This is a genomic window from Pseudomonas sp. PA1(2017) (genome assembly GCF_001945375.1).
In the GTDB taxonomy this organism is placed as follows: Bacteria; Pseudomonadota; Gammaproteobacteria; order Pseudomonadales; family Pseudomonadaceae; genus Aquipseudomonas.
Genome location: NZ_MSXU01000009.1, coordinates 223679 through 249272, shown reverse-complemented (window position 1 = coordinate 249272; position 25594 = coordinate 223679). Strand labels below are relative to the sequence as shown.

Below are 25594 nucleotides of genomic sequence, written 5' to 3'. Positions count from 1 at the left end.
ACCCCAAGAAGGAGACTCACCATGCGTTACGTCGCGCTTTTCGCCCTGCTGCTCGGCAGCCCGCTGGCCATGGCCAGCACCGAATGCACCACCGCCGACCGCTCGACCTGGCAGGACCCGGAGCAGTTCCAGGCCAAGCTCAAGGAACAGGGTTACCAGATCAGCAAGTTCAAGGTCACCAAAGGCAACTGCTACGAGATCTACGGTTTCGACAAGGACAAGCGCAAGGTCGAGATCTATCACGACCCGGTCAGCGGCAAGGCCATCAAGACCGAGATCGAAGACTGATGCAGGCGGCGACGATACGACTCTGGGATCCCCTGATCCGCCTGTTCCACCTATCGGTAGCCGGGGTCTTCGTCGCCAACTATTTCTTTACCGAGGAAGGTGACGATTGGCACACCTGGCTCGGTTACTACGCCTGCGCCTGGCTCGCCGTGCGCCTGGTTTGGGGCTTCGTCGGCCCGCGCAGCGCGCGCTGGACGGACTTCTGGCCAACCCGCTCACGCCTTGCCGATCACCTCGGTCAATTGCTCGAGGGAGAAGCGCACCGCCGCCTCGGCCACTCGCCGATCGGCGCCTTGGTGATGCTGCTGATGATGACGGCCATCGCCACCCTGGGCATCAGCGGCTTTCTGATGCAGGAAGTCGATGCCCTGTGGGGCGCCGACTGGCCGCTCACGCTGCACGCCTGGGCCGCCAACGGCCTGGCGACGCTGGTGGCGATCCATATGGCTGCGGCCGTGATCGAAAGCCTGCACCTGGGCGAGAACCTGCCGCTGTCGATGATCACCGGCAAACGCCGCCCACCATCCGAACATCGCTGAGATTCGAACCCCATGCTGACCCTGCTCGCACCTCGCCGTGCCAGCGCCCCGCGCGCCTGGCTGTCGCTGCTTGCCCTGGCCACCCTGAGTTGCGGGCTGTTGCTCGCCGATGACTTTCTGCAGCAGCTGTTCACCCCTAACAACCACGCCGAGCTGGAGGCGGGCTACGTGGTCGTGCTGTGGCTGTTCAGCCTGGGCCTGTGGCTGTGCAACCTGCGCCCGCTGAGCATGATCATCCTGACGCTGTTCGCGGTGATGCAACTGATGCAGCTGGCCAATATCAGCTTCTTCGGCGAGCCGCTGACCGCCATCGACATCCAGTCGCTGCTCAACGACCCCGCCGAAGTACGCGAGACCGCCGCCCACAGCTTCGCCGAACACTGGCCGGTGCTGCTCTGCGTGGGCATTCCCTACTGCCTGCTGCTGGTGCTGCACTGGCGCCTGCCGGGCCGGGTCAGCCTGCCGCAGAGCCGCTGGGCGCTGCTGCTGATCGCCGTGGTGCTGCTCTCCAAACCCTATCGCGCCACCTACCGCAACCTCGATTCCTTCGCCGCCAGCCCCAGCCGCAGCGCCCTGCACAACAACCTCAACGTGTTTTCCGCCTGGGCCGTGCACCTGGCATTCAAGCCGGAGTTAGAGCTACCGCCCAGCACCTTCGCGCCCTATGCCCTGAGCCCGAGTCTGAGCGAAGCCAAGCACGTCTGGCTGGTGGTCGCCGACTCACTGCGCAGCGATCGCCTCGGCGTGTTCGGCTACGACCGCGACACCACGCCGAGACTGGCCGACTACCTGCGCGAGCATCCCAGCGCTTTCGTGCGCCCCGGCATCGCCGCTGGCGTGGCCACCGACGTGAGCCTGCCCTACCTGATCAACCCGATTCGCGAGCCCGGCAAGGATGCGCTGCTGCGCACCGGCGACATCAACCTGTTCCGTTTCGCCAAGCAGGCGGGCTTTCGCACCCACTGGATTTCCTCACAGGAATCCAAGCTGCTGGCCAACCTGGGCAGCCGTTATCTGGACGTATCAATCACCCGCGAAGACCATCCGGTACGCTTTCTCAAACAACAGGATCGCGCCCTGCTCGACGTGCTCGACGGGCAGCGCTGGGCCGACCGTAACTTCGTGGTGCTCAACCTGCGCACCGCGCACCTGCCCTACGCGCAGAACTACCGCCATGAAAAGACCCCGGCGCCCTGGGCGGATCAGGGGCCGGATGGCCAGAGCAACGCTTACGACAACTCGGTGCATTACCTGGACGGCCTGCTGGCCGAGGTGATCGCCGACTTCGACCGCCTGGAGGGCGAGCGCTACCTGATCATCACCGGCGACCATGGCCAGCGCCTAGGCGAAGGCGGCCACTGGGGCCACAACGATCTGGTACCGGAAGTCAGCGACGTGCCGGTGATCGTCATCGGCCGCGAGGCCAAGCCCGAGACCATGGCGAGCCTGTCGGCCGAACGTTGGATCAGCCATTACGAAGCCGGCAAATGGCTGGCCGCGCGCCTCGGCACGCGCATCCACAACCCCAACCTGCGCCCCAACGAGCACTTCGTGCACGGCAAACTGCTGTTCACCGACAACTTCATCCAGCGCGTCTGCGAAACGCCCACGGGCCTGGTTCACCAACCGCCGCAGTTGCTGAGCATGCTGCTCAAGGAACCCGAAAAACGCTGCTAACGCTCAACCCTCGGCCGAGCGCAGGGTGATGCGGGTGATTTCCGAGGGCTTGCCCAGGCGCAGCGGGAAGCCGTTCCACAGGCCGGTGCCGTTACTCACATACAAGCGCATATCGCCGACCGCGTACTCGCCCGACACGTAACCCTCGTTGAACGCCTGGGTGACCCAGTGCATGCCCAGCACCTGGCCGCCATGGGTATGCCCGGACAGCTGCAGGTCGACGCCCGCCAACGCGTTGAACGAGGCGGCCAGGGGCCGGTGGCTGAGCAGGATCACCGCGGCGTCCTTAGGCGCCCCGGCCAGGGCCGCATCGACATCCGGCAGCGGCTGGCCGAAGCGCGCGGCGGCGGGGTCGGTGATGCCGGCCAGCACCAGGCTGGCGCCCGCATCAATGATCGTCACATGACTATTGAGCAGCATGGGCAGGCCCAACTGCGCGAAGTGCTCCAGCCACTGCTGGTACTCGGCGTAGTACTCGTGGTTACCGGCAATCGCGTACACGCCCAGGCGCGCCTTCAAGGCGCGTAACGGCTCGACATCGCCGGTTCGCGCGGCGACGGTGCCATCCACCAGGTCACCGGTGATCACCAGCAGGTCCGGGTCGAGGGCGTTGGCTCTGGCGACCACCGCTTCCATCCACGGGCGTTGCAGCAGCCGGCTGGCGTGCAGGTCGGTGAGCTGCACCAGTTGCAAACCATCCAGTTCGGCGGGCAACTGGGCCAGGGTGATTTCCACCTCGCGCACCTCCGGCACCCGCACCGCCTGCCAGACGCCCAGCGCCGACAGCAGGATCGCCCCGATACCGACTCCGGCGCGCAACCGAGGCGCCATGACGGCGGTACGCAGGCGCGGCAACAGCGCCGCGATATCCAGTACCAACAGCAGCATGGCGCTGATGATCAGTGCACCGAAGGCGCAGCCCAGCACCATCAGCAACGTGCCCGGAATCTCCGGCGAGGCCATGCTACCGAAGAACTGACGGGTCACCAGGTGGTGCTCGGCAACCGCCAGGATCAATACACCCAGCAGCGCCTTGACCGACCGCGGCCAGCGCTGCGGCCAGACAATTCGCCAGAATACATAGAGGGCCAGGATGGCCGTGATCAGGTGGAACACGTTTATCTCGCTCGCTCAAGATGAATCGGATGCCGCCCTCTGTGACAGCGCCGTCACCTGCGGGTGCAGCTCGCGTTCGCCACATTTTTCCCGGGCAAAAAAAACCGCCTCATCATGGAGGCGGTAACCAAAGGATGATGAACCGGAGAGACCACCGGCCTCTTTCGAAAGCCCATGGTGTTGTGTTCATCGAGGTACAGGGTATCGGTAAAGCCCGCAGGCACCGCATCATTTGCGTCGATAGTGATAATCGAAGGCTGCCCGCTAGCGCCACGGCCCAGTGGCCGCGCTAGTTGCCGCCAGCCAGCAGGGCGCGCACGCGCTGCAGGTCAGCCAGGGTATCGACGTCGGTGAGGATGCCCAGATCATCGAGTGGCAACAGCAGAGCCCGCCCCTCACGGCGATAACGCTGCACCACCGAGGCGCCGCCCGCTTCACCGCTCAGGGCTGCAAGTGCCTCGAAGCATTCCCGGGCAAAGCCGACCGGATGGCCCCGGTTGCCCTGGAATGTCGGTACCACTACCGGCTGCTGCGTCAGCGCCTGGGCCACCTGGCGCAGGCTCGGCGCGCCGATCAGCGGCAGATCGCCCGGCAGGATCAGCCAGCCCGACGCCGCCGCCGTGGCCCGCACACCGGCGGCAATCGAGTCGGCCATGCCGTCGCCAGCGGCGCGGTGCACCACATGGTGCGCCAGGCCGGAACGCTGGACTGCCGCCAGCACGTGGTCGAGCACGGGCTTGCCGTGCAGGTCGGCCTGCAGCTTGCTGCCGTCACCGCCGGAAGTACGAAAACGCGTGCCGCGCCCGGCAGCGAGCACGATGACCACCGGGCCGTCGGTCATGACTACAGCGCGCCGCGGTCGATGCCGTTGGCGACACGCAGCACGTCGGCCAGGGTCGCCAGGGCGATCTCCGCAGGGGCTTTGCTGCCCAGTTGCAGGCCGATGGGCGCGTGGATGCGTGCCATATCTCCAGGCTGCAAACCGCCCAAGCGGGCCAGGCGCTCCAGGCGTTTGCCGCTGGTGCGCTGGGAGCCCATGGCGCCGATGTAGAACGCCTCGGTGCGCACCGCTTCGATCAGGGTCGGGTCGTCCATGCGCGGGTCATGGGTCAGGGCGAGGATCGCCGTGGCGCTGTGGGCGCCCTGCTCGGCGATGAACCTCGCCGGCAGAATTTCGATAGCCTGCACGCCTGGCACATTCACCTCGGCGATGATCTCGGCGCGCGGATCGCAGACGATCACTTCATAACCAAGCGCCACGGCAAAGCCGGCGCAGAACTCGGCTACCGGCGACCAGCCGGCCAGTACCACGCGCAGCACGGCGCCGATGCGAATCGACACCTGCTCGGCGCTACGCTGGATCTTCGCATCGCTCATGCTGCCGGGCCGGCAGCGACTGCTGGCCTCCCCCAGCGGCACTTCGCGCACCAGCAACTCGCCACCGCCGAGCGCCTGCTCGACCTGGCCGAGCATGCGCTGCACGGCCTCGCCGGGCTGCAGGTACTCGACCAGCACATCCAGCACGCCGCCACAGGGCAGCGCACGGGTAGGCGTCAGGCCGCCTTCGCCGTAGCGCACGATCTGGTTGCAGGGCGCGAACCCGGCATTCTGCACGCGCTCGAGAAAATCCTCCTCGACGCAGCCACCGGACAGCGAGCCGCACGAGGCACCGGACGCCAGCGCCGCCAGCATCGCTCCCGGCGCCCGCGGTGCCGAACCGAATGTCGACAGCACAGTGCACAGCCAGACGCCATGGCCCTGCTGCAGCCAGCCGAGAGCCTGCTGGATCACCTGCAGGTCAAGTTGCTTCATCGACACCCCCTCATTCCACGGCACCGGGCGCACGCACGGCGGCACCATTTCAGCATGCAATTTGGTGGCCGGGTTGGCGCTTCGGTTCAGTGTATTTGCCGGCGGGCAGCGGCTGATCGGGCCAGGGATCTGGCGCCTATGGAAGAGGCGCCTAACGCGACGGGATACGGCCGCAGCGCAGCCCGAAAAATCAGACGAAGCTCTGGCGCGCAGCACCACGGGGCAGGCGATTGCGGCCCGGCAGTTGCTCGATCCTCTGCTGCCAGGCGGCCTTCACGCTCAGGGTCGCTTTCTCGGCGCTCTCGGCGGGTTTGGCCGGGGCCTTGGCGGCGCGGGCGGCAGCGCGCAGTTCGGCCAGGGTTGGCGTGCGGTTGGTGGCAACCGGCGTGGCAGCTTTGTCCAGCGAACGCAGGCAGAGTTTGCAGGAAACCTGCGCCTGATCCTCGGTGGTACTCAGGCTCGCGCCGCTACGGCCGCAGGCGATGGTGTTCGAGGAAGGCGAGAAGTGAATGGCCAAGATGGCATCTCCAGCAGTAAAACGGGGCGGCGATTTTACATACCCGCCGCGATTTCTGCGCACTCACCTGTCACGGTGAGCCTTGATCGCTGGCGCGGGACGCTCAGCCGCGCGGAGTGCCGGGCTGCTGAGCCTTGTCTGGCGTCATCGACGCGCACATGGCGAGCAGCTGGGCAACGCTCCAGGGCTTGGGTATCACGGCGACGTTGAGGCCGTCGAAATCCGTGGAGGCCCCGAGGAAGCCCGAGGAAATGATGATCGGCAGATCCGGGAAACGGTCACGAATCAGGTGCGCGAGAAAGATGCCGTCGATGTCGCCGGGCATGCTGAAATCGGTAAGCACCATGTCCACCTGGCCGTCACTGCTGGAGAGATATTCCCAGGCGTCGTCAGCACAGGGGAAGGCTTTGACCTCGTGGCCTTCGTCTTCGAAGATCTCCACGAGCATCTCCCTGATGGAGCGTTCGTCTTCGGCTATGACTATCAGTGGCATCGCTGGGATCCGGCAGTAAGGGTCAGGCTCTGACCGGCTCGGCCCGGCAAGATTTCATTAATTTTTCATGGCGCCGACTGGTGGCGTGCGCGAGGCGGGATCGTCGCCCGCCAACTCGGCGGGCAACGATGGGCCAGGGCCCGATCAGGCCAGGCGGAAGCGGCCCACCAGCTTCTGCTGGTGATCGGCGAGGCGCGCCAGTTCCTGGCTGGTGACGGCGGTCTGCTCGGCACCGGAACTGACCTGGATGGCCACGTCGTTGATCTCCACCACATTGCGGTTGATATCTTCGGCCACCGCGCTCTGCTCCTCGGCCGCCGCGGCGATCTGCATGTTGCGGTCGCTGATGCTGGAAACACCCGAGGCGATATCGCCCAGCAGGTCACCGGCACGCTCGATGTTGCTGGCACCGGCGCGGGCCTTGCCGAGGGTTTCCTGCATGGACTGCGTGGCCAGGTCGGAGCCGCGCTGCAGGTTGGCGATCATCTCCTGAATGTTGCCGGTGGACTCCTGGGTTTTCTGCGCCAGGGTACGCACCTCGGAGGCCACTACTGCGAAGCCGCGACCGTGATCGCCAGCGCGTGCCGCCTCGATGGCCGCGTTGAGGGCCAACAGGTTGGTCTGGTCGGCGATGCCGCGAATCACGTCGAGCACCGAGGAGATCGAATCGCTTTCGTGCTTGAGGTCGCCAATGATGCGCGCGGTGTCATCGGCCTGGGTCGACAGCTCACGGATCACCTCGACGGTGCGCTCGATTTCCAGGCGGCCCTGGGTGGTGCTGAGGTTGACCTGGCGTGACATCTCCGCGGCGTCGTTGGTGCTCTGCGCCACTTCGCGAACCGTGGCGCTCATCTCGTTGATGGCGGTGACCACCAGCTCGGTGCCCTGGCGCTGACGCTCCAGGCTGTTGCTGGTTTGCAGGGTGACCGCCGAGCACTCCTCGGCCGCGGTCGCGACCTGGGCGGTGGCCGAGCCGATTTCCTGAACGATCTGCGTCAGTTCCTCGGCCATGATGTTGAGGTTGCGGGTGATCTCGCCGAACTCGTCCTTACCCACATAACCCGAACGGGCCGTCAGGTCACGCTGCGACAGCGCCAGCAAGGCACGGTTGGCCTCGCCCACCGCCAGGTTGATGTTGCGGATGATCAGGTAGGACAACGCGCCCACCACCGCCATGGCGATCAGCACGCTGATGGCCGTCGTCCACAGCATGGCCGACGCTTTCGCGCGCGCCTGGGCGGCAAGGTCACCGACGCTTTGCCCCAGCTCGCTTTCCACCTCGCCCATCAGGTCGATGCGATTGGTGGAGGTCTGGAACCAGTCGGTGGCCTTCACGCCCAGGGAATCGCCGATCGGCGTGTCGAAAGACAGCTTCTGCAAGCGCGCCACTTCGAGGGCGCTGGGCTGCTGCATCTTCTCGTCGAGCTTGCGCACGAACTCTGGCGAAGCGTTGCGGCGAAAGCCTTCCGAATAGGCGGTGAACTCGCCCAGATTGCGGCTGAAGGTAGAGAGCAGATCCGCATCGAAGCGATCCTGATTGAACACCACGCCCAGGGTCGCGCGCTCGCGTCCGGCGCGCTCCTTCATCTCGATGAACTGGTTGAGCGAGGACAGCGCCCGCGACAAGGTCGGATCCTTGACCGAGCGTTCGACGGCGTGAGTGTAGCCGACCAGCTTGCGGATGATGTCGGTGAAGCGCGCGCCGGACTCACGGTTGTTGATCGCCAGCTTGTCGATCTGCCCACGCATGGCATCCAGCCCGCTCAACGCAGCCAGCGCCTCATTCAGCCCGGCATCGACATTTCCCAGCGCGCGTGCGTCGGCCAGGGCGGTGTCGGTCTGGCCGCGCATGCGCAGCAGCACGTCCTGCATGGTCTTGCCCTGGCTGCCCAGGAATACGCCACTGGCGCCGCGCTCGCGCTGCAATACGGTGATCAGTTGGCTGACCTTCTGCGCGACGACACTGGCCTCCTGGGTCCGCTCCATCTCCTGCAAGGTCTGGTAGCTGCTGTTGACCTGCAGAGCGGCCAGCCAGAGAAAGCCCAGCAACGGGCAGGCGAGAATCAACAAGAGCTTGAGGCTCAAGGGGATGTTTCTGAGCACGACGTTTCACCTATTCAATTTACTTCGGCAGTTCTGATTACGAAGCGAAGGGTTGCCTGTTGTCGCACCGTCTGCGCGGCGCGTTGAACAGGGGGACGCATTTGGCATGCGGCACGTTAGGCAATGGACGAGGTACAGACAGGTAATCGGCGCGAGACAGCAAATCTTTAATAAAGTTCGATGAACAAGGCGACAGGAGCTCGACGACCGCTAAATCAGATATGTGCCGCTAGTCGATTCGCTCTTGCTGCTCCTGGGGCAACGACGGATCGACCTCCAGCCACGGCAAACGGCTCTGGGTCCAGATATGCCGGTCAGCGGCGGCGTGTTCGGGGTGATCGAGCGTGGCGATGGTCACGTCCAGGCTGTTCGGGCTCAGAGTGGTGAACAGCGCCAGATGGGCGCCGCAGGTCGGGCAGAAGTAGCGCTCGCAGCTGGGCGAGGAGGCGAAACGCGCCGGTTCGCCGCGTAGCCAGGTGAAGGCTGCCAGCGGCACGGTGATCCAGGTCACCAGGATGCCGCCGGTGCTGCGTCGGCACACCGAGCAGTGGCAGTGGGCAATATCGCGCAACGGCGCGCGGAACTGGTAACGCACGGCGCCGCATTGGCAGCCGCCCTGATGCGAATCGCTCATCCCGCTCTCCTTGAAACCTCGTGATATCCCTGCTTGCCTGATCAACTGGCACTGGCGAAGATGCACCCTCACCACCACCGGGGGCTCCCGTGACCGAACTGCTCTTGGCCCTCTGGCCACTCTTCGCGCTGATCGTCGGCGGCTACGTGCTCAGCCGTCGCGGCTTCCCCAACGAAGCCTTCTGGCCAGGCGCCGAACGCCTCAACTACTTCATCCTGTTCCCCGCGCTGCTGTTCAACAGCCTGGCCACAGCACCGCTGGACAACCCGCAGCTGCCGCGCATGGCACTGGCCGTGTTGCTCGGCCTGGGCATCGCCTGGCTGGCGCTGCTGGTGGTGCGTCGCCTGCGCGGCTGGCCGGCGGCGCGCTTCGGTGCTTTCAGCCAGGGCATCCTGCGTTTCAACACGTACCTGGGCCTGGCTGCCGTGGGCAGCCTGTTCGGCCAGCCGGGCCTGACCCTGGCAGCCCTGATGCTGGCGCTGATGGTGCCGACCGTCAACGTGCTATCGGTTTGGTCACTGACCGCCGAGCGGGGCGTCAGCGCGCGCAGCCTGCTGCTGCCGATCATCCGCAACCCGTTGATCCTGGCCTGCCTGGCCGGTGCGCTGGTCAACCTGAGCGGCCTGGGTTTGCCCGGCGGCAGCGGTCGACTGCTCAGCCTGCTGGCGGCGGCAAGCCTGCCGCTAGGCCTCTTGTGCGTGGGCGCGGCGCTGAAACCCGAACAGCTGGGCGGCGAGGTACCGGCCCTGGCCTGGAACAGCCTGCTGCGCCTGCTACTGATGCCACTGCTGGCCCTGGCCGTGGCCGTCGGGCTGCAGTTGCCGGCCATGGAAAGCACCGTACTGGTGCTGTTCTTCGCCCTGCCCACCGCACCGACCGCCTATGTGCTGACCCGCCAGTTGGGCGGCGATGCCAACCTGATGGCCGGCATCATCACCTTGCAGCATCTGCTGGCTGCCGCTTCGCTGGTGGCGGTGCTGGCGCTCCTCGAACGCCTGCTCTGAAAGCACCGCGACGCGGACCACAGAGTCCGCGTCGCCTGCCCAATTTCCTGTTCGCAGCCCTGGTTTCGGCGAAAGCTGGCTGAAAGCTTCGTGTTCTAGCATCCGCGCACTGACCGACACAGATTGGTCGATGAGCTGCCGCCAGTGAGGCCCGCAGCTGCCGTCAACAAGAACAAAACAGGTGATTAACCATGTTCCGCCTCAGCTACTCACGCCTGAATCGCCCTCTCCGCTCGCCTCGACGCTAGCCACTCGCGCGTTACCCGCCCCTAGCCGAATCACGTCCGGAGAATCTCCATGCTCACATTCCTTGGCTTCGCCATGGTCTCGACCTTCATGTACCTGATCATGAGCAAACGCCTGTCGGCGTTGATCGCTCTGATCATCATTCCGATCATCTTCGCCCTGATCGGCGGCTTCGCCGAGCAGATCGGCCCGATGATGCTCGAAGGCATCAGCAAGCTCGCGCCCACCGGCGTGATGCTGATGTTCGCCATCCTCTACTTCGCCATCATGATCGACTCGGGCCTGTTCGATCCGCCCGTGCGCCTGATCCTCAAACTGGTCAAGGGCGACCCGCTGAAGGTCGCGGTCGGCACCGTGGCCCTGGCGCTGATCGTCTCCCTGGACGGCGACGGCTCGACCACCTACATGATCTGCGTGGGCGCCATGCTGCCGCTGTACAGCCGCCTGAAAATGAGCCCGACCATCATGGCCGGCCTGATCATCATGGCCGGCGGCATCATGAACATGACGCCCTGGGGCGGCCCGACCGCACGCGCCGCCAGTGCCCTGCACGTCGACCCGTCGGACGTGTTCGTGCCGATGATTCCCGGCATGATCGTCGGCGCCATCGTGCTGTTCGGAGTGGCGTACCTCTATGGCATGCGTGAGCGCAAGCGCCTGGGCGTGCTGCAACTGCCGGACGACCAGAGTGCGCAGGAAGAAATCAGCGTGTCGCAGTTCCCCGAGGCTCGCCGCCCCAAACTGCTGTGGATCAACGCCATTCTCACCGTGGTGCTGATGACCACCCTGATCGCCGGCCTGCTGCCGATGCCGGTGCTGTTCATGATCGCCTTCAGCATCGCCATGATCATCAACTACCCCTGCCTGCAGCAGCAGAAGGACCGTATCGCCGCCCACGCCGGCAACGTCCTGGCGGTAGTCGGCCTGATCTTCGCGGCGGGTATCTTCACCGGCATCCTCAGCGGCACCGGCATGGTCGACGCCATGTCCAAGAGCCTGCTGGCGGTGATTCCGGACGCCCTCGGCCCGCACCTGGCGGTAATCACCGCGCTGGTCAGCCTGCCGTTCACCTTCTTCATGTCCAACGATGCGTTCTACTACGGCATTCTGCCGGTGCTGAACCAAGCCGCCTCCGGCTACGGCATCAGCGCCGTGGAAATGGCCCGCGCCTCCATCGTCGGCCAGCCGGTGCACCTGCTCAGCCCGCTGGTGCCGTCCACCTACCTGCTGATTGGCCTGGCGAAGATCGAATTCGGCGACCTGCAGCGTTTCACCCTGAAATGGGCGGTGCTGGTATGCATGGCGATCCTGGCTGCGGCGCTGGTGCTGGGCGTGTTTCCGCTGTTCGGTAGCTGATCCGAAAACATTTTGACGAAATTTTCACATCACTGGCGCTAGACTTCGGCATCCCGGCCGATGCCTCGCGCCAGTTTTCTATTCACCCACAAGGAACCTCTAATGGAATGGCTCACCAACCCGGAAATCTGGGTTGCTTTCCTGACTCTGACCGCCCTGGAAATCGTTCTGGGCATCGACAACATCATCATGATCGCCATTCTGGTGTCGCGCATGCCGCCGCACATGCAGGCGCGTACCCGTTTCTTCGGCCTGGCCCTGGCCATGGTCACGCGCATCCTGCTGCTGCTGTCCATCACCTGGATCATGCGCCTGACCACCGACCTGTTCCATGTGTTCGGCCAGGGCATCTCCGGTCGTGACCTGATCCTGTTCTTCGGCGGCCTGTTCCTGCTGTGGAAGAGCAGCACCGAGATCTACCACGGCATGGAAGGCGAGGAAGAAAGCCCCGAGCAGCCCTCGGGCGCCGGCAAGCAGTTCCTCGGTACCATCATCCAGATCGCCATCATCGACATCGTCTTCTCGCTGGACTCGGTCATCACCGCGGTCGGTATGGTTTCCCACGTACCGGTCATGGTCGCGGCCATCGTCGTCGCCGTCATCGTGATGATGATCTGCGCCGGCACCATCAGCGACTTCATCGAGAAACACCCGAGCCTGAAGATCCTGGCCCTGTCGTTCCTCATCGTGGTCGGCACCGTACTGATCGCCGAGAGCTTCGAAGTCCACGTACCGAAAGGCTACGTCTACTTCGCCATGGCCTTCTCCCTGGCCGTGGAAGCGCTGAACATCCGCATGCGCACCGCCCGCCGCCGCGCTGAAGGCAAGGCCGACCCGGAGCCGGTGAAACTGCGCAAGGACATTCCTGGGCAGTGATCGGCTGACGCTGATGCAATGAAAAACGGGGCCTCGACGGCCCCGTTTTTTTATGCGCTCAGACCCGATCCGCTGCGGGCTCGAAGCGCTCACCACGAAACACCCGCCGCGGGTTACCCCGCTCCACCTGCAGGTGCGCATCGCGACGTTGCGCCCGCGCCGCATCGGCCTGCGCCTGGGCATGCACGGCGAGGCGCTGGGCAATCAGCAGCAGCGCCAGGCGCTTGTTGGCGTGCTGGCTGCGCTCGCTCTGCACCTTGACGCTGATGCCGCTGGCCACATGGATGGCACGCACCGCCGACTCGGTGGTGTTGACGTGCTGGCCACCCGGCCCAGACGAGCGCAGGGTTTCGAAGCGGATTTCACCGGCCAGCTCCTCTGCCGGCGCGGCAAAGCGCGCACCACCGAAGAACCAGTTCTTGCGAGCATGGCCGGGCCTGTAGGGGCTTGGGCAGGTCCATTGCAGCGAGCCCGTCCAGTCACCGGCCAGCCGCTCGGCCTGCTCGCCATCCAGCGCCAGCAATACCGAACGCAAGGTGCCACGCCGCGGCCCCGGTTCCTCTTCGAGTACCCGTACCGCCACGCAGAGGCCATCCGCTTCGGCCTGTAGCCTGGGCAATGCCCTGGCCACTGCCAGCGCACATTCCTCCGGGCCCTGAGCCGCCGAGAGTTGCAGAAGGATCATCAGCAGCACCCTCCACGCGTCTTGTAGGTCAGCACCGGTTTCAGTCGCGCCAGCACGCGAACCAGCCCCGCCTGACGCAAGGCACCGACTACCGAGTCGATAGCCTTGTAGGCCTCGGGCGCCTCCTCGTAGATCAGCGCGCGGTCGGCGCAAATCACCCGGCTGCCGAGTGCGGTGCGGCTCAGTTGCTCGACGCTATAGCGCGCGGCGAGGCGATCCTTGCACTCACTGCGCATCCATTTGCGACCGGCGCCGTGGGCCAGGGACAGCAGGCTGCGCTCATCGGCGATCGGCTGCACGAGGTAGCTGTAATCGCCACGCGAGCCGGGAATCACCACCGTACCCTGGTCCGACGGCGTGGCGCCCTTGCGGTGCAGCCAGCCATCGAGGCCATCGATACGCACTGGCGAGACCAGATTGTGGTTGATATCGAGCACCCTCTCGCCGTCGGCACGCAAGCGCTCGAGCATGCGCCGGGCGATCAACTGGCGGTTGGCTTCGGCGAAACACAGCGCGCCGTCGTGTCGGCCCAGGTAATGGCTACTGGCATCGCTGCCCGCCTCCAGACCCTGATGGCCGAACAGGTCGACCTGCTCACGCAGGATCGCTTCACCGAGGCCGCGCGAGCCGCTGTGCACCAGCAAAAGCAGGTGTTTACGCTCGATGCCCAAGGCTGTTAGCGCAGCATCGTCATAGCTTTCATCGAGCTGCTGCAGCTCGGCGAAATGGTTACCGCCGCCGATGGTGCCAAGGGAGCGCTCGTGTCCGGTGGTTGGCAGCCCGAAGGCGGCGACCGCCTCCTGCCAGTTCTCGTCGAGTGGCAGGTCGAGGTTACCGAGGCGCTTTTCCAGTTTGTCCAGATGCAGCTTGGCGGTCGGTATGTCCGTGCGCCACAGCGCCATGCCGCAGCCGATGTCGTTGCCAACCAGCGCCGGGTAAAAACGCCCTACGGAAAAGAATGCGGCACCAACCGGGTATCCACGCCCCGGGTGCAGATCCGGCATGCCGGCCACCCGATGCATGCCCGGTAAGCGAGCGGTGGTTTCGAGTTGCTGGATCGCTTTTCCTTCGATCCAGGTGTCGTCCGCGGCGACCAATACGGCGCCGTCGGACAAATTGCGAATGCAAGTGCCCATAGTCCAATCCTGATGGGTTGAAACAGAAAGATGTTCGGATTGGCAGGCCAGAGGCCGGGCGTTGCGGCACCGCTAACGAAGAGCGGCGAGTGCGATCAAGCCAGGCGCGACCTGCAAAGGGTGATCAGTTGCTGCATGATGTGCCTCCTTTGCTGTCGGTTGAGAGAAGGCGCGCATGCTAGGCGCATTGGCGCTCGCTTGCAACAGAGCACGGTGATTGACTGACGCACCGCGCAACCTGCCGGCCAGGCGGCGGTCCACTCCTTGCTTGGCAACCTGCGCTTCTCCAACTACAGCTTGTAATAGGCAGCGGTGTTGGTGACCACACCTGCGCGAACGCCGTCATCGGCAGTATCCCAAGTACCGGGATCGAATCTGCATATCAGGGAGATGCGTGATGTTGACGCTGCTCAATCTGTTGTCCGCCATTGCCCTGCTGATCTGGGGCACCCATATCGTACGTACCGGCATCCTGCGGGTGTATGGCTCGCAGTTGCGCCGCGTGCTCAGCCACAACGTCGGCAAGCGGCCGATGGCCTTCGTTGCCGGCATCGCCGTGACCGCGCTGGTGCAGAGCAGCAACGCCACGGCGCTGCTGGTCACCTCGTTCGTGGGCCAGGGCCTGATGGCGCTGACCCCGGCACTGGCGATCATGCTCGGCGCCGATGTCGGCACCGCGCTGATGGCCCGGGTGCTGACCTTCGACCTCAGCTGGCTGTCGCCGCTGTTGATCTTTCTCGGAGTGGTGTTCTTCCTCTCGCGCAAGCAGACCCGCGCCGGCCAGCTCGGTCGCGTGGCCATCGGCCTGGGATTGATGATTCTTGCCCTGCAACTGATCGTCACTGCCGCCACGCCGATCACCGAGGCCAAGGGCATCCACGTGCTGTTCGCCTCGTTGACCGGCGACGTGCTGCTCGATGCGGTGGTCGGTGCGCTGTTCGCTTTGATCTCCTATTCCAGCCTGGCCGCGGTGCTGCTCACGGCGACGCTGACCGGCTCCGGGGTGATTGGCCTACCGGTAGCCATCGGCCTGGTGATCGGCGCCAACATCGGCAGCGGCGTGCTGGCCTTTCTCAACGCCAGCATGCAGAGCCAGGCCGGCCGCCGTGTGGCTTTGGGCAGCCTGCTCTACAAGCTGATCGGCCTGATCCTGGTGATCCCGGTGCTCGACCCGCTGGCGCATTGGCTCGATAGCCTGAAATGGCACCCGGCCGAGCTGGTGATCGCTTTCCACGTGCTCTACAACACTCTGCGCTGCCTGCTGATGCTGCCGACCCTGGGCCTGATGGCGCGCTTCTGCAACTGGCTGCTGCCCGATCGCCCGGACATCAACGCCGTGGCCAAGGCCCGCCACCTCGACCCCACGGCGCTGCCCACGCCGAGCCTGGCACTGTCCAACGCCGTGCGCGAAACCCTGCGCATCGGCGATCTGGTCGACAGCATGCTCGGTCACTTGCAGGATGCCCTGCGTGGCAGCCAGCCGATTCTCGCCAAGGATCTGCGGCGTATCGACGACGACATCGACGCCCTCTATACCGCCGTGAAGCTCTACCTCGCCCAGATCCAGCAGGAAGACCTGAGCGAAACGGACAGCCGACGGTGGGCCGAGATCATCGAGTTTTCCTCCAATTTGGAGCGCTCCGGCGACATCATCGAGCGCATGCTCGGCAAGATCCAGGACGAGAAGACCGCCCAACGCCATGCCTTCTCCGAGAGCGGCCTGGAAGAGCTCACCGCGCTGCACGAACGCCTGCTCGGCAACCTGCGCCTGGGCCTGTCGGTGTTCTTCTCGGCCGACGCGGATGCTGCACGCCAATTGCTGCGCGAGAAGCGCCGCTTCCGTATTCAGGAGCGCCGGCTCACGCATTTACATGTCGAACGTCTGCATAGGCAGGTGGTCAAGAGTCTGGAAACCAGCTCTCTGCATCTGGAACTGATCGACGATATGAAACGCCTCAACTCGCTGTTCTGCGCAAGCGCCTACGCCGTACTCGGCAGCCACGAAACCGGTGCCCTGCTCGCCGAAGAAGGTGGTGAATAGTGCGGGCCGTGGCCCGCTCACTGGCACTGCTGCTGGGGCTGATGATGTGCAGCCCGCTGTGGGCGGCCGATCATCTGAAGGTCGAAGGCTACCCGCTGGACAATGGCCTGCAGCTGATCCTCAAGCCCACCAGCGAACGGGGTCACGTGTCGATCCGCCTGGTGGTCGGCGTCGGTTTCGACCAGTTCGACTGCTCCCACAAGGAAATGCCGCACCTGCTCGAACACCTGTTGTTCAGCGGCATCGACGAACGCGGCGAAGCCGGCCTGGAAGAGCGCATGCAGGCCCTGGGTGGCGACTGGAATGCCTTCACCCGTGACAGCGACACCACCTTCGTCATCGAAGTGCCGGCCGCGAACCAGCGTGCGGCGCTCGATCTGCTGCTCGCTGCCCTGTTCAACACCGAATTCACCGCCGAGCGCATCGACGCAGCCAAGCGGGTGATCGTCCACGAGAACGGCGAACACCCCGCTGCCTGGCAGCGCCTGCTGGGCGCTTCGAGCAAGCGTAACGACGCCACCGAACAGGTGGCCGCCGAACTCGGTCAGGCCTGTGCCGAGCAGGATTCGCTGGAGCGCCTGGACGCCGCCGGCCTGGAGCGTCTGCGCGAACAATGGTACGTGGCCAACAACATAACCCTGATCATGGTCGGCGATCTGGATCGCCGCCTGCCCGCCTACCTGGAACGGCGCTTCGGCGAACTGCCGCCCGGCCCCATGCCCGAGCTGCGCGAACTGCCGGAAAGCACCGGTCACGCCGATCCCGAACGGACACTGACCACCGGCCTGGTCGGCGACACCGCCCAGGTGAACCTGATCTTCACCGAACCCTGGGTCGGCGAACTCGACCAGGGCACCTGGCAGTTGCTGCGCGATTACCTGCAATGGGCCGTGTACCACGACCTGCGCCTCGAACATGGCCTGGCCTACAGCCCCACCGTGGAGCGCAGCGCCTACGGCAGCAGCAGCTTCTTCAGCATCAGCGCCGAGGTGGCGCGCGAAGACGTGGCGCAGACCGAGCAGCGCCTGCATGACTTGCTGCAACGCCTCGCCAAGGACGGCATGGACGACGCCACCGTAGAGCGCCTACGCAGCGTCGCCCTCGCCCGCCAGAACTGGACCGCACAGGGCAACAGCGCCCTGGCCGACACCTACTGGAGTTCCCTGGGCAGCTATGAAGAAGGCCGCTTCGCCGACCCGGCGCCGGAACTGCGCAAGATCCACACCGCCCAGCTGGATGCCGCGCTGAATCTCCTGCTCAAGCAGCCGAGCTACCAGCGCGTGGAGCAACCACTGCTGAGCACCGCTGGTCTGTATGGGGTGGGTGCGGCGGCAGTGGTAATTCTGCTGCTGGCTCTGGTCGGTCTGGTCAGCCTGCTGCGCCGCCGCTGACGAAAAGCCCCGGATAACCGGGGCTCGACGATGCAGCAAGCGCAGTCGCGGCTCACTCGATGATATTGAACTCGCTCAGGTACTCCTCGGAGATTTCCAGGCCCAGGCCGGGCTTGTTGTCATCCAGCTGGATATAGCCATTGACCGGCGCCGGCTCGCCCTTGAACACGTAGTAGAACAGCTCGTTACCGACCTCGACGTCAAACACCGGGAAGAATTCTGCCATCGGCGAGGCGGTGGTCGACATGGTCAGGTGGTAGTTGTGCATCTGCCCGGCATGGGGGATCACCGGCACCGACCAGGCTTCGGCCATGGCATTGATCTTGCGCGCCGCGGTGATGCCGCCCACGCGGTTGGTGTCGTACTGGATCACGTCCACGGCACGGCGTTCGAGCATCTCCTTGAAGCCGTAGGAGGTGAACTCGTGCTCGCCGCCGGAAATCGGCATGATGCCCATCTTCTTCAGCTCGATATAGCCTTCGAGGTCGTCGGCGATCACCGGTTCTTCCAGCCAACGCGGCTCGAATTCGGCGAGCTTGGGCAACATGCGGCGGGCGTATTCCAGGGTCCAGCCCATGTAGCACTCGAGCATGATGTCCACGTCCGGGCCAGCCAGCTCACGCAGCGCACGCACCTGCTCGATGTTGCGGCGCATGCCCGCCGGGCCATCCTTCGGGCCATAACCGAAGCGCATCTTCAGGGCGTTGAAGCCCTGGTTCAAATAGCCCTGGGCCTCTTCGAGGAACAGGTCGAGGTTGTCGTTGGCATACAGCTTGGAGGCGTAGGTCCAGATCTTTTCCTTGGTGCGCCCGCCGAGCAGCTTGAACACCGGTTTGTTGACCGCCTTGCCCATGATGTCCCAGATGGCGATGTCGATCGCCGAGATCGCCGCCATGCCGATACCCTTGCGGCCCCAGGCGTGGCTCTGGCGATACATCTTCTGCCAGATGTACTCGTTGTCGAATGGGTCCTCGCCAATGGCGATGGGCGCCAGGTACGTGTCGATGATCTCCTTGGCCACCCGCGGCGCCAGGGCGCAGTTGCCGATGCCGACGATGCCGTTGTCGGTCTCCACTTCCACCACCAGCCAGCCATGGAAACGGAACGAGCCCATGGCATCGCCCTTCTCGAAGAGGATGTCACTGGCATTGGTGCAAAAGTGCGCCTGGGGCGGCACGACCTTGCCCTTCCACTCGAAAACGCGGGTACGGATGGATTTTATTTTCATGGTACAGCTCCTTTCACGATAGAGGGGCGACCGGCAGAGGCTGGCTCTCGGCGATACGACGGGGTTGGTTGAGCGGGAAATTGAAAAGAGGTGGCGAGCACAGCGAGGCCAGCGCCCTGACCGATGCCATCGGTGTCATGGTCGATTCCTTGTTGCCGCTTTTTGCCCTGGCGATCAGGGCCGGCTTCTTGTTGGTCTGCGGCGGCAGCCGAGCTGCCTGTTGCCGACGACTCTAGCCATGGCGCACGGCGGCGGATAATCACTTATGCGCATTCGGTGATAACCACAGGAAATGCCAAGAGCGATAAAAGCCGCGGGCGTGTTATCGCCCGTAGAGCTGGATAGGCTGTTGAAGAACAATCAAGAATGGGAGGCCGCTAAGCGGCTCAGGCGGATAGCCCCGGGTCCGGAAGCTGGACGATCGTAGTGCGAGCTTTGCTCACGGAGGTAGGTGGAGCAACCGGAAAGCGGGCAAGCCGGCGTGAAGAGATGGAAAGGAAAGAGGCGCAGTCACACAAGGAAGTTTTATAAGCGCCATGAGCCCCGGCACCTTTAGATGCTGCAGCGCGAGCCGCGTTGCCGCGAGAAATCTCGCTACGCCGGGCGGCGATCCGCTAGAAGGAGCACGCAGGGAATGGACTAGCCGTCCGCGCCTTCCCTCTTCGAATCCTCCAACGACGCATGGCGATATTTCCCGCGCAACACGCCGGGCCGTGTCCGTTTTGCCGCGATGCTGCGTTTATCACCGGCTCATTTAGCCCGCTAAACGTCGCGGCTCGTGCCTTACCTCCCGGCAAAACGGGCTCCGGCGCGGCTATGCGTGAAACGTCGACAGCCCCCATGCATCTGGGGGCACTGCCTCAAGCGTTGTCGGGGGCATCACGCTCGGTGTCCGGTTGAGCAGTGGTGTTTCTCGCGTTCCGCACAACTTGCACGGTCTTGTCGACGCCTGCTCTCACCACGCCATCGACAACGGAGTTGGCGACTGCCCCAGGTAAATTCAGTGCACGCTGGCCAGCGTCAAGGACGTTTGTGGCCACTCGGCCAATACTGCCTTCAGGAAAGACCTGCTTAGCAGCGGGATGGTTAGGGTTTGTGCCCAGCATCACCAGCCCTTTGGGCCTGTCGAAATTGAAATAGCCCTCTCTCGTTTCTTGCCCGGCCGGTGTTCGTGCTTCCTCTCGTTCCTTTTTGTATGCATTAGCCTCGTCTGAAATCTTCAAACTTCCATACAACGATAACAAATTCATGACAGTTCCAACTGCCGTCCCCGCCGCTTGTACACCCTTGCCGGCGGCTGGATATCGAGTCTCGATGGCAGTGGCGGCAAAGTCCACCAGTCTTTTCGCCGCACTGCCGGTCAAAAGTCCGGCGAATTTGTTTTGAAGCGTTTTCAGATTGTCGTCATTGCTGTAATCCATTTTTTTATTCATCATCTCAAACGCCTTGTTCTTGGCGCCACGTAGCGTACCTGATGTCGGTGTCGGCTCCATGGCCGGTACGCTCCGGCCTCCGGGCTCTTTGGCACTCGCGTTCATGCCGCCGCCGCCAATCAAGGCCCCCACCAAACCGCCGGCAATGAGAGAACCTGTTACGGATGCGGCCGGCCCCTTGGCGACAAGGCTACCGAGGCCTTGAACCGCACCGAATACGGAGGCGTACTTGAGTTCACTCCACCCAGTGCCTAACTTGTTGGCATTGTCACCATACTTGAGTTCTTTTTCGAACTTGGTCTGCAACTCACGTTGTGCTTGTATTTCATCCGTGGTTTTCTCGCGGAACTCACCATTGTCATAGATGAATTTATTTGCTGTGCTGCTTACGTCGCTGGCCTTCACAGGCTTCGTAGCGCCGCCCATAAGCTCCAATATCCCTGCAGCAATCGCGTGGGTACCAAAATCGTGGGCCAGAGCGGTAAGGCCGGCACCTAGCGCCATCTGAAGCGGCGCGGGCAATGGCGTTTTGCTGAGCAAATCCGAAGAATACGAGTTCACAAGCCCCAGCGCGAAGCCAGACAGTCCAAACTGCCGGAACCCTTGGCCTACCATGGCGTGCAATTGAGCGCCCCAGCCCCCGCTGTCTTGTAAATCCTTGATGGTCTCTGCGATTTTTGATCGTTCTACCGCAGTCTCCAATTCGGGCACCAGATCGGCAAGAGTCTGATCCAATGCGGTCGAGGCTTCCCGCCATTCGCCGAGTAAACTCGAGACTCGTTCATTTTCAGCAGCGCTTTCAGTACCCGCCGCATTCAGCTTTTCTTCCAACTCGCCAATCACCAAATTGGCAGTATCTCTCATGCTGGTTATGGTACTGGGTATGGTGGATGTTGTTTGGGCGGCGTACAGCGAGAAACTCAGCTCGCTTTTCAACACCGCCTCGCGATCTTGCTTAGACAGATTCTGCTTTCTGGCGGTCTCGAAATTTTGCAAGTGCTCGTCGAATAAAGCGGCCTGCTGCTTCATCTGTTCTTTCAGGTTCACCGTCGAAGCGGGTGCGCTACCCCGCTCGCCGCCACGAAGTTGAACGGCAGTCTCAAGTTCTTTCTGGGCCTGCATCAAGCTGTTATCGACCTGATCGAACAGCGGATTGTCGAACCCCAAGGCTGCTTCGATTTCTGGAAATCTAGGCAACGTGTGCAATGAGTTATTGGCCGCGGCGTGTTTGGTGCATTCTTCCAAGTACTTACCGTGGATAATCGCTTTTTCAAGGATATGTGCTTTTTTCTGCGCGTCGCTAACCGTAGCGCCTTGTACGTGCATGGTTTCGCGCAGTTTATCGGCCCGTTCCACGAGTTTCGCCGACGGTGTAAAGGGTGTCGGCGCCGCTTCCGGCGTCGTTGGATAATGCCCCGGCATCTGCTGGAATTCTATTGGGCCCTGGTTACCTGCCGTTACACCCTCAACGCTGGCACGCTGAGTGGTCTGGGTGTCTTGGGCGCCCGGTACGGCCAGCGTTTGGTGCAAGTTGCTGATGGATGTTCTTGGTGTAAGCATTAGAAAGCCCTCCTGGCACCAAAGGTTTGAGGTGGTTGATTGGCAATGGGGGCCTGGGGTGTTGACGCCTTCTGATCGAGGAAGAAGGTTTGCCGCCAAACCAGAGCGTAATCCACCAACGATCCCATCTGATCGAGAATCGATTGCCCTGAGAGGCTCGCCAGGAGCGGCTGCGCGGTGCTGAGCAATAGGTTGCCACTTTGTTCGTTGCGGCAGAACGTTATGGGTTTTGCAGAGTTGATGAGATGAAAGTTGGTATCGAGTAAACGCAGCAGCGCCTCATCTCTGCGTTTCTCAGGCAGTGCGCCGAGATCGCAATGGATGACCACGTGCTCCTGATCCTGATCGCCAACCGGGTAAATGGAAAAGTCGACGCCACGAATGGACAGATGGATAAGTTCACGAGACAGCAGCGCTTCAGGCACATGAGTCAGCTGATGGATCTCGTCCAGCAGCCGGCGGTACTGATGAGGTACAGCCATGATTATTATTCTCCGTTGTTACGAGGGCTTCGAGGGTGGTCCCATCGGATTGGGCGTGTAACCGCCTTGACGGTGTCCGGGAATGAGTGGCGATCGCTGCTGTCCGGTTCCATGCCAGTGTCACGGTTCTGTCATTCACGCGAGGGGGGACAACGCGTGCGTGGCGCTCGGCGTTGCTTCACTGATGAGTCGCCCTGCTTTCACGGGCTTTGCTTGTATCACCTGACAGTAATGGCCTTTCTTGCGGGCAGCGAAGGCGTCGAGCCCTTGGCTGATGTCCTTCAATCGAGACTGTTCTGGAATTGCCCGAAAAAGACCTCGGTACCTCGCTGGACCAGCACGGGCTGGCGTCCGACCCAGCGCCATGACCTGCCTGTCGTTTTAGCCTGAAGGCCAACCTGGTACAGCGCATAACAAGCCATTGCCGCGATCAACGGCAGGATCTTGATGCGTCGTGGACCGCGCGTGCGGTGCAGGTCGAAGGCAAAGCCGAAGCGCAGGCTTTTCACGTCTCGAAACCCTTCTTCGATCTGCATCCGCTTGCGGTAGATGCCGACGATCTGACGTGCTGTCCAGTTGGTTTGCGGCAGGTTGCTGGCAAGCAACCAGGGCTCTTGTTCACGGCGAGCGTTTTGGCGGCTGCGCTTGCTGCGCGCGATGCTGCCCGTTACGCGTCGATGTTTCCTGCCTTTGGCCGGCTGGTGAATGCCGTACAGCGCAACCTGATGTGGCGCGCGGCGCGTCATCTCGATTTCGCCAAGCGAGCGCGCTGTCGAGGTTATCCCCTGGTAGAGATGCTTGATCGGTTGCCAGTGGCCTTGCTCGACGCGATAGAGATCACGATTACGCACGCGACCCACGTAATACCAGCCCTTGGCTTCGACAGCCTGGAACCAGGGACGACGAAATCCGGCATCTGTCACCAGAACCGGCACACATTGATCGGGGAGCATAAGCTCAAGCGCGTCGAGTAGTTGCCTCTGGCGTTGTGGGCAGCCTTCACGATCGTGCACGCTCTCGTAAACGGGGAACGCCCGCCCGGCCAGCGGTATTGAAGCGCGCAGTAAGTAAAGATCAGAAGCAGCATTGATCGGCGACCAATCCACCAGGATCAGTGGATGACGCAGAGAGCCAAGCAGTGCCGTGAGCATTTTCCAGTAGAACAGAGGACGTTCGGACTGAAGCTGGGCGTTACCCAATAAGCGATCCACGCGCTTGATCGAATGTTTGGTGTAAGCCCCGCTGGGCATGGCCCTGCCCAGATCGGTCAGGGTTAAGCGATGCCCATGCAGCAAGGCGCTGACGCAACTCATCAGCGCGGTCAATCGCTTGGCGTGAACAGTGGGGAGTGCTTGGGAAAATGCCTTGTGTAAGAATCGTACTGCCTGCATGAGTCTCGGGCGTTGGTGTGTTTGGCGACTACCAAACTGCCCGACTAAGGCAGGCATCATCAAGCTATCCTACTGATTTTCATGGATATTTTGTGGGGATTTCTCAGAATCTGTCCCCTTTTCCGCAATACAGATCTTATTTTGTGGAGATTAATTTACTTTTCTTTATTATTTAAAATCCACGTAAACCGATTTAACTTCAGCTAGCGGACCACTTTCAAGCATGTCAGGAATATAAAACCTCAATCTCCCAGAATTTATCGAGATACCAGTGCCGTCCTCCTCAACATCGAATACCACACCTAAAGTACTCAAAAAATTTTCTAAATATTGAAATTCCTTCCCCAACACCTGCCGCCCTGAAAAATAAAACTCAGAGCACATCGCATAAAACTCAATCCCTATCAGAATATCGTCAGCATCATACCACGCCCTTGCAATAACACTCCCAAAAACGTCTATAGAATTTTCAGAAAACTCCGTTTTAGGCAAAACCCTAAAGTCGCACCCTATTAAATCCCTGACACGCGCCCTATCACGATCACCTGCGAACAAGGAAACACCATATTTCTCGCTATATTCAAAAATCATTGACTTCACCTTCCAACAAAATCTCTGGGATCAAGAGTATCTGCATACTTCAACATCTGTTCTATACCCGAATCGTACTTACTTCCAAATTTAGAGCGAATATCGTCCACATCCATCTGGATGGCTTCTTTAAGCTTACCCTCACTAAGCAACTTCTGCTGTTTCGCACGATAGGCTTTCGCCTCATTCGAAGAGCCATGACTTGCTGTTAGAGCATGATCCTCACGAGTCATTTTTATTGCAGGGCCGTCTTGCGTACTTATGGGCGCGCTTACATAACAGCCTTTTGCAGGGCAGTGATGGGACTCAAATCCATCGTTTTTGCATCAATGGGTCAATCCCTGATCCATATGGGTGACTGGCGCGACTCGGTCGCAGCCAAGAACGAGGAAACGGGCTCGACCGGAGCAACCCATCAGGTTTGGCGCTGGAAAACTCTGCTCTTAAAAAGCAGAGCGGGTGGCTTTGAGTCTTGACGCAGGACCGGCTAATGGGTGGGTGTCCCCTTTTCCGTTCTTTTCCGTCGCCCCCCCTTTTCCGCCATTATTTTAGCGAACGAAACGCTGCATTAGGAAACCTCTATACCTTTCTGACGAAGCGTTAATCAGCGGAAGCACATCTGCTCCACTAGCAGAGTAAGCATCTACTAGTGATTCAAAAAAATAATATTGCTCTCCTGGAAGTTGCTCCAAGCGCTTGCAGTTAGCACCCAAAAACAAGACAGCATCTTCCAAAGAATTATCACAAGCCATATATCTTGCAACCTCCTCATACGCAGATATATAGAGACCACTCTTAATCACGCCCTTAACGCCATCGAACTCTTCAAGAATCTCTGCCAGATCGTCTTCTGAAAAAAAATCTAACGACAGCAGCCAATTGATAAAATCAGCGAACACATCAGCGCTTGACTGCATTATTCAAGTCCTCTAGAAGTTCACGAGCATATTCAATATCTCTTTTAGAATTTGGATATGCCCCCGGAGGCGAATGGT

General features: G+C 62.1%; 23 protein-coding genes and 1 pseudogene. 8 read left to right on the top strand and 16 right to left on the bottom strand.

All coding sequences use genetic code 11. The features are described 5' to 3' along the window. Positions 1-21 precede the first annotated feature (21 nt). The 3 genes from BVH01_RS08260 to BVH01_RS08250 are packed head-to-tail and all read left to right on the top strand — an operon-like array spanning position 22 to position 2504. Complete coding sequence (locus BVH01_RS08260; RefSeq protein WP_075929884.1) at positions 22-288, top strand: PepSY domain-containing protein; 267 nt, start codon at positions 22-24, stop codon at positions 286-288. Continuing rightward, positions 288-827: a cytochrome b/b6 domain-containing protein gene (locus tag BVH01_RS08255; RefSeq protein ID WP_075929883.1), complete on the top strand. Its 540-nt coding sequence runs from the start codon at positions 288-290 to the stop codon at positions 825-827. The genes BVH01_RS08260 and BVH01_RS08255 overlap by 1 nt, the downstream gene beginning before the upstream one ends. A 12-nt stretch (positions 828-839) precedes the next feature. Further along, positions 840-2504: a phosphoethanolamine transferase gene (locus tag BVH01_RS08250; protein ID WP_075929882.1), complete on the top strand. Its 1665-nt coding sequence runs from the start codon at positions 840-842 to the stop codon at positions 2502-2504. 3 nt (positions 2505-2507) lie between these two features. On the opposite strand, the gene BVH01_RS08245 is transcribed toward BVH01_RS08250, so the two are convergent. From BVH01_RS08245 to BVH01_RS08215, 7 genes are all read right to left on the bottom strand, one after another. Next, entirely contained in the window at positions 2508-3620 is a 1113-nt protein-coding gene (locus BVH01_RS08245; RefSeq protein ID WP_075929881.1) for a metallophosphoesterase, read from the bottom strand. 289 nt (positions 3621-3909) lie between these two features. Beyond that, the gene (locus BVH01_RS08240; protein WP_075929880.1) at positions 3910-4461 is read right to left on the bottom strand and encodes an NTP transferase domain-containing protein; all 552 of its coding nucleotides are present in this window, start codon (positions 4459-4461) and stop codon (positions 3910-3912) included. 2 nt (positions 4462-4463) lie between these two features. Beyond that, positions 4464-5432, bottom strand: a complete 969-nt coding sequence (locus BVH01_RS08235) for an XdhC family protein (protein WP_075929879.1) — start codon at positions 5430-5432, stop codon at positions 4464-4466. A 190-nt stretch (positions 5433-5622) separates the two neighbouring features. Then, a complete protein-coding gene (locus BVH01_RS08230; RefSeq protein ID WP_075929878.1) occupies positions 5623-5949 on the bottom strand; it encodes a hypothetical protein in 327 nt (108 codons plus the stop codon). Between the two features lie 103 nt (positions 5950-6052). Continuing rightward, complete coding sequence (locus BVH01_RS08225; protein WP_075929877.1) at positions 6053-6442, bottom strand: response regulator; 390 nt, start codon at positions 6440-6442, stop codon at positions 6053-6055. A gap of 144 nt (positions 6443-6586) precedes the next feature. Further along, positions 6587-8491 carry a methyl-accepting chemotaxis protein gene (locus tag BVH01_RS08220; protein WP_371915298.1) on the bottom strand — a complete coding sequence of 635 codons (1905 nt, stop codon included), beginning with the start codon at positions 8489-8491 and terminating at the stop codon, positions 6587-6589. A 283-nt stretch (positions 8492-8774) separates the two neighbouring features. Continuing rightward, on the bottom strand, positions 8775-9179 hold the full coding sequence (locus BVH01_RS08215; RefSeq protein ID WP_075929875.1) for a GFA family protein: 405 nt from the start codon (positions 9177-9179) through the stop codon (positions 8775-8777). An 89-nt stretch (positions 9180-9268) separates the two neighbouring features. Between BVH01_RS08215 and BVH01_RS08210 the strand changes: the two genes are divergently transcribed. The 3 genes from BVH01_RS08210 (at position 9269) to BVH01_RS08200 (ending at position 12661) form a co-directional block, all read left to right on the top strand. After that, the gene (locus BVH01_RS08210; RefSeq protein WP_075929874.1) at positions 9269-10183 is read left to right on the top strand and encodes an AEC family transporter; all 915 of its coding nucleotides are present in this window, start codon (positions 9269-9271) and stop codon (positions 10181-10183) included. Between the two features lie 297 nt (positions 10184-10480). Further along, on the top strand, positions 10481-11785 hold the full coding sequence (locus tag BVH01_RS08205) for a CitMHS family transporter (protein ID WP_075929873.1): 1305 nt from the start codon (positions 10481-10483) through the stop codon (positions 11783-11785). A 102-nt stretch (positions 11786-11887) separates the two neighbouring features. Then, entirely contained in the window at positions 11888-12661 is a 774-nt protein-coding gene (locus BVH01_RS08200) for a TerC family protein (RefSeq protein ID WP_075929872.1), read from the top strand. Between the two features lie 58 nt (positions 12662-12719). Here BVH01_RS08200 and prfH read toward each other — a convergent pair whose 3' ends face one another. Continuing rightward, complete coding sequence (gene prfH / locus BVH01_RS08195; protein WP_075929871.1) at positions 12720-13346, bottom strand: peptide chain release factor H; 627 nt, start codon at positions 13344-13346, stop codon at positions 12720-12722. Continuing rightward, positions 13346-14482 (bottom strand): RNA ligase RtcB family protein, encoded by a 1137-nt coding sequence (locus tag BVH01_RS08190; protein WP_075929870.1) that lies wholly within the window; start codon positions 14480-14482, stop codon positions 13346-13348. Before BVH01_RS08190 ends, prfH begins: the two co-directional genes overlap by 1 nt. A 397-nt stretch (positions 14483-14879) precedes the next feature. On the opposite strand from BVH01_RS08190, the gene BVH01_RS08185 reads away from it, so the two are divergent. Further along, positions 14880-16523, top strand: coding sequence for a Na/Pi cotransporter family protein (locus BVH01_RS08185; RefSeq protein ID WP_075929869.1), 1644 nt, complete (start codon positions 14880-14882; stop codon positions 16521-16523). Positions 16524-16564: 41 nt separating this feature from the next. Beyond that, the gene (locus tag BVH01_RS08180; protein WP_075930975.1) at positions 16565-17914 is read left to right on the top strand and encodes a pitrilysin family protein; all 1350 of its coding nucleotides are present in this window, start codon (positions 16565-16567) and stop codon (positions 17912-17914) included. 52 nt (positions 17915-17966) lie between these two features. Here the strand turns inward: BVH01_RS08180 and BVH01_RS08175 are convergent, their stop codons facing one another. The 7 genes and pseudogenes from BVH01_RS08175 to BVH01_RS08150 form a co-directional block, all read right to left on the bottom strand. Next, entirely contained in the window at positions 17967-19142 is a 1176-nt protein-coding gene (locus BVH01_RS08175; protein WP_027911128.1) for an L-rhamnonate dehydratase, read from the bottom strand. Positions 19143-20002: 860 nt separating this feature from the next. After that, positions 20003-22135 (bottom strand): hypothetical protein, encoded by a 2133-nt coding sequence (locus tag BVH01_RS08170; RefSeq protein WP_075929868.1) that lies wholly within the window; start codon positions 22133-22135, stop codon positions 20003-20005. Further along, complete coding sequence (locus tag BVH01_RS08165; protein WP_075929867.1) at positions 22135-22617, bottom strand: CesT family type III secretion system chaperone; 483 nt, start codon at positions 22615-22617, stop codon at positions 22135-22137. Before BVH01_RS08165 ends, BVH01_RS08170 begins: the two co-directional genes overlap by 1 nt. A 371-nt stretch (positions 22618-22988) precedes the next feature. Beyond that, positions 22989-24008 (bottom strand): annotated as a pseudogene (locus tag BVH01_RS08160) (IS4 family transposase); the annotation flags it as partial. 168 nt (positions 24009-24176) lie between these two features. After that, on the bottom strand, positions 24177-24599 hold the full coding sequence (locus tag BVH01_RS08155; RefSeq protein WP_075929866.1) for a hypothetical protein: 423 nt from the start codon (positions 24597-24599) through the stop codon (positions 24177-24179). A gap of 5 nt (positions 24600-24604) precedes the next feature. Further along, complete coding sequence (locus BVH01_RS24310; protein WP_139317797.1) at positions 24605-24832, bottom strand: hypothetical protein; 228 nt, start codon at positions 24830-24832, stop codon at positions 24605-24607. A 315-nt stretch (positions 24833-25147) separates the two neighbouring features. Beyond that, complete coding sequence (locus tag BVH01_RS08150) at positions 25148-25516, bottom strand: hypothetical protein (RefSeq protein ID WP_075929865.1); 369 nt, start codon at positions 25514-25516, stop codon at positions 25148-25150. Between the last annotated feature and the right edge of the window lie 78 nt (positions 25517-25594).

What these genes read in the sequence shown, in the direction of transcription:
- BVH01_RS08170 (WP_075929868.1), bottom strand. Translation starts at nt 22,135, where the DNA reads ATGCTTACACCAAGAACATCCATCAGCAACTTGCACCAAACGCTGGCC.
- BVH01_RS08175 (WP_027911128.1), bottom strand. Translation starts at nt 19,142, where the DNA reads ATGAAAATAAAATCCATCCGTACCCGCGTTTTCGAGTGGAAGGGCAAG.
- BVH01_RS08260 (WP_075929884.1), top strand. Translation starts at nt 22, where the DNA reads ATGCGTTACGTCGCGCTTTTCGCCCTGCTGCTCGGCAGCCCGCTGGCC.
- BVH01_RS08250 (WP_075929882.1), top strand. Translation starts at nt 840, where the DNA reads ATGCTGACCCTGCTCGCACCTCGCCGTGCCAGCGCCCCGCGCGCCTGG.
- BVH01_RS08155 (WP_075929866.1), bottom strand. Translation starts at nt 24,599, where the DNA reads ATGATTTTTGAATATAGCGAGAAATATGGTGTTTCCTTGTTCGCAGGT.
- BVH01_RS08205 (WP_075929873.1), top strand. Translation starts at nt 10,481, where the DNA reads ATGCTCACATTCCTTGGCTTCGCCATGGTCTCGACCTTCATGTACCTG.
- BVH01_RS08240 (WP_075929880.1), bottom strand. Translation starts at nt 4,461, where the DNA reads ATGACCGACGGCCCGGTGGTCATCGTGCTCGCTGCCGGGCGCGGCACG.
- BVH01_RS08185 (WP_075929869.1), top strand. Translation starts at nt 14,880, where the DNA reads ATGTTGACGCTGCTCAATCTGTTGTCCGCCATTGCCCTGCTGATCTGG.
- BVH01_RS08150 (WP_075929865.1), bottom strand. Translation starts at nt 25,516, where the DNA reads ATGCAGTCAAGCGCTGATGTGTTCGCTGATTTTATCAATTGGCTGCTG.
- BVH01_RS08165 (WP_075929867.1), bottom strand. Translation starts at nt 22,617, where the DNA reads ATGGCTGTACCTCATCAGTACCGCCGGCTGCTGGACGAGATCCATCAG.
- BVH01_RS08215 (WP_075929875.1), bottom strand. Translation starts at nt 9,179, where the DNA reads ATGAGCGATTCGCATCAGGGCGGCTGCCAATGCGGCGCCGTGCGTTAC.
- BVH01_RS08200 (WP_075929872.1), top strand. Translation starts at nt 11,888, where the DNA reads ATGGAATGGCTCACCAACCCGGAAATCTGGGTTGCTTTCCTGACTCTG.
- BVH01_RS08180 (WP_075930975.1), top strand. Translation starts at nt 16,565, where the DNA reads ATGATGTGCAGCCCGCTGTGGGCGGCCGATCATCTGAAGGTCGAAGGC.
- BVH01_RS08255 (WP_075929883.1), top strand. Translation starts at nt 288, where the DNA reads ATGCAGGCGGCGACGATACGACTCTGGGATCCCCTGATCCGCCTGTTC.
- BVH01_RS08235 (WP_075929879.1), bottom strand. Translation starts at nt 5,432, where the DNA reads ATGAAGCAACTTGACCTGCAGGTGATCCAGCAGGCTCTCGGCTGGCTG.
- BVH01_RS08225 (WP_075929877.1), bottom strand. Translation starts at nt 6,442, where the DNA reads ATGCCACTGATAGTCATAGCCGAAGACGAACGCTCCATCAGGGAGATG.
- prfH (WP_075929871.1), bottom strand. Translation starts at nt 13,346, where the DNA reads ATGATCCTTCTGCAACTCTCGGCGGCTCAGGGCCCGGAGGAATGTGCG.
- BVH01_RS08190 (WP_075929870.1), bottom strand. Translation starts at nt 14,482, where the DNA reads ATGGGCACTTGCATTCGCAATTTGTCCGACGGCGCCGTATTGGTCGCC.
- BVH01_RS24310 (WP_139317797.1), bottom strand. Translation starts at nt 24,832, where the DNA reads ATGACTCGTGAGGATCATGCTCTAACAGCAAGTCATGGCTCTTCGAAT.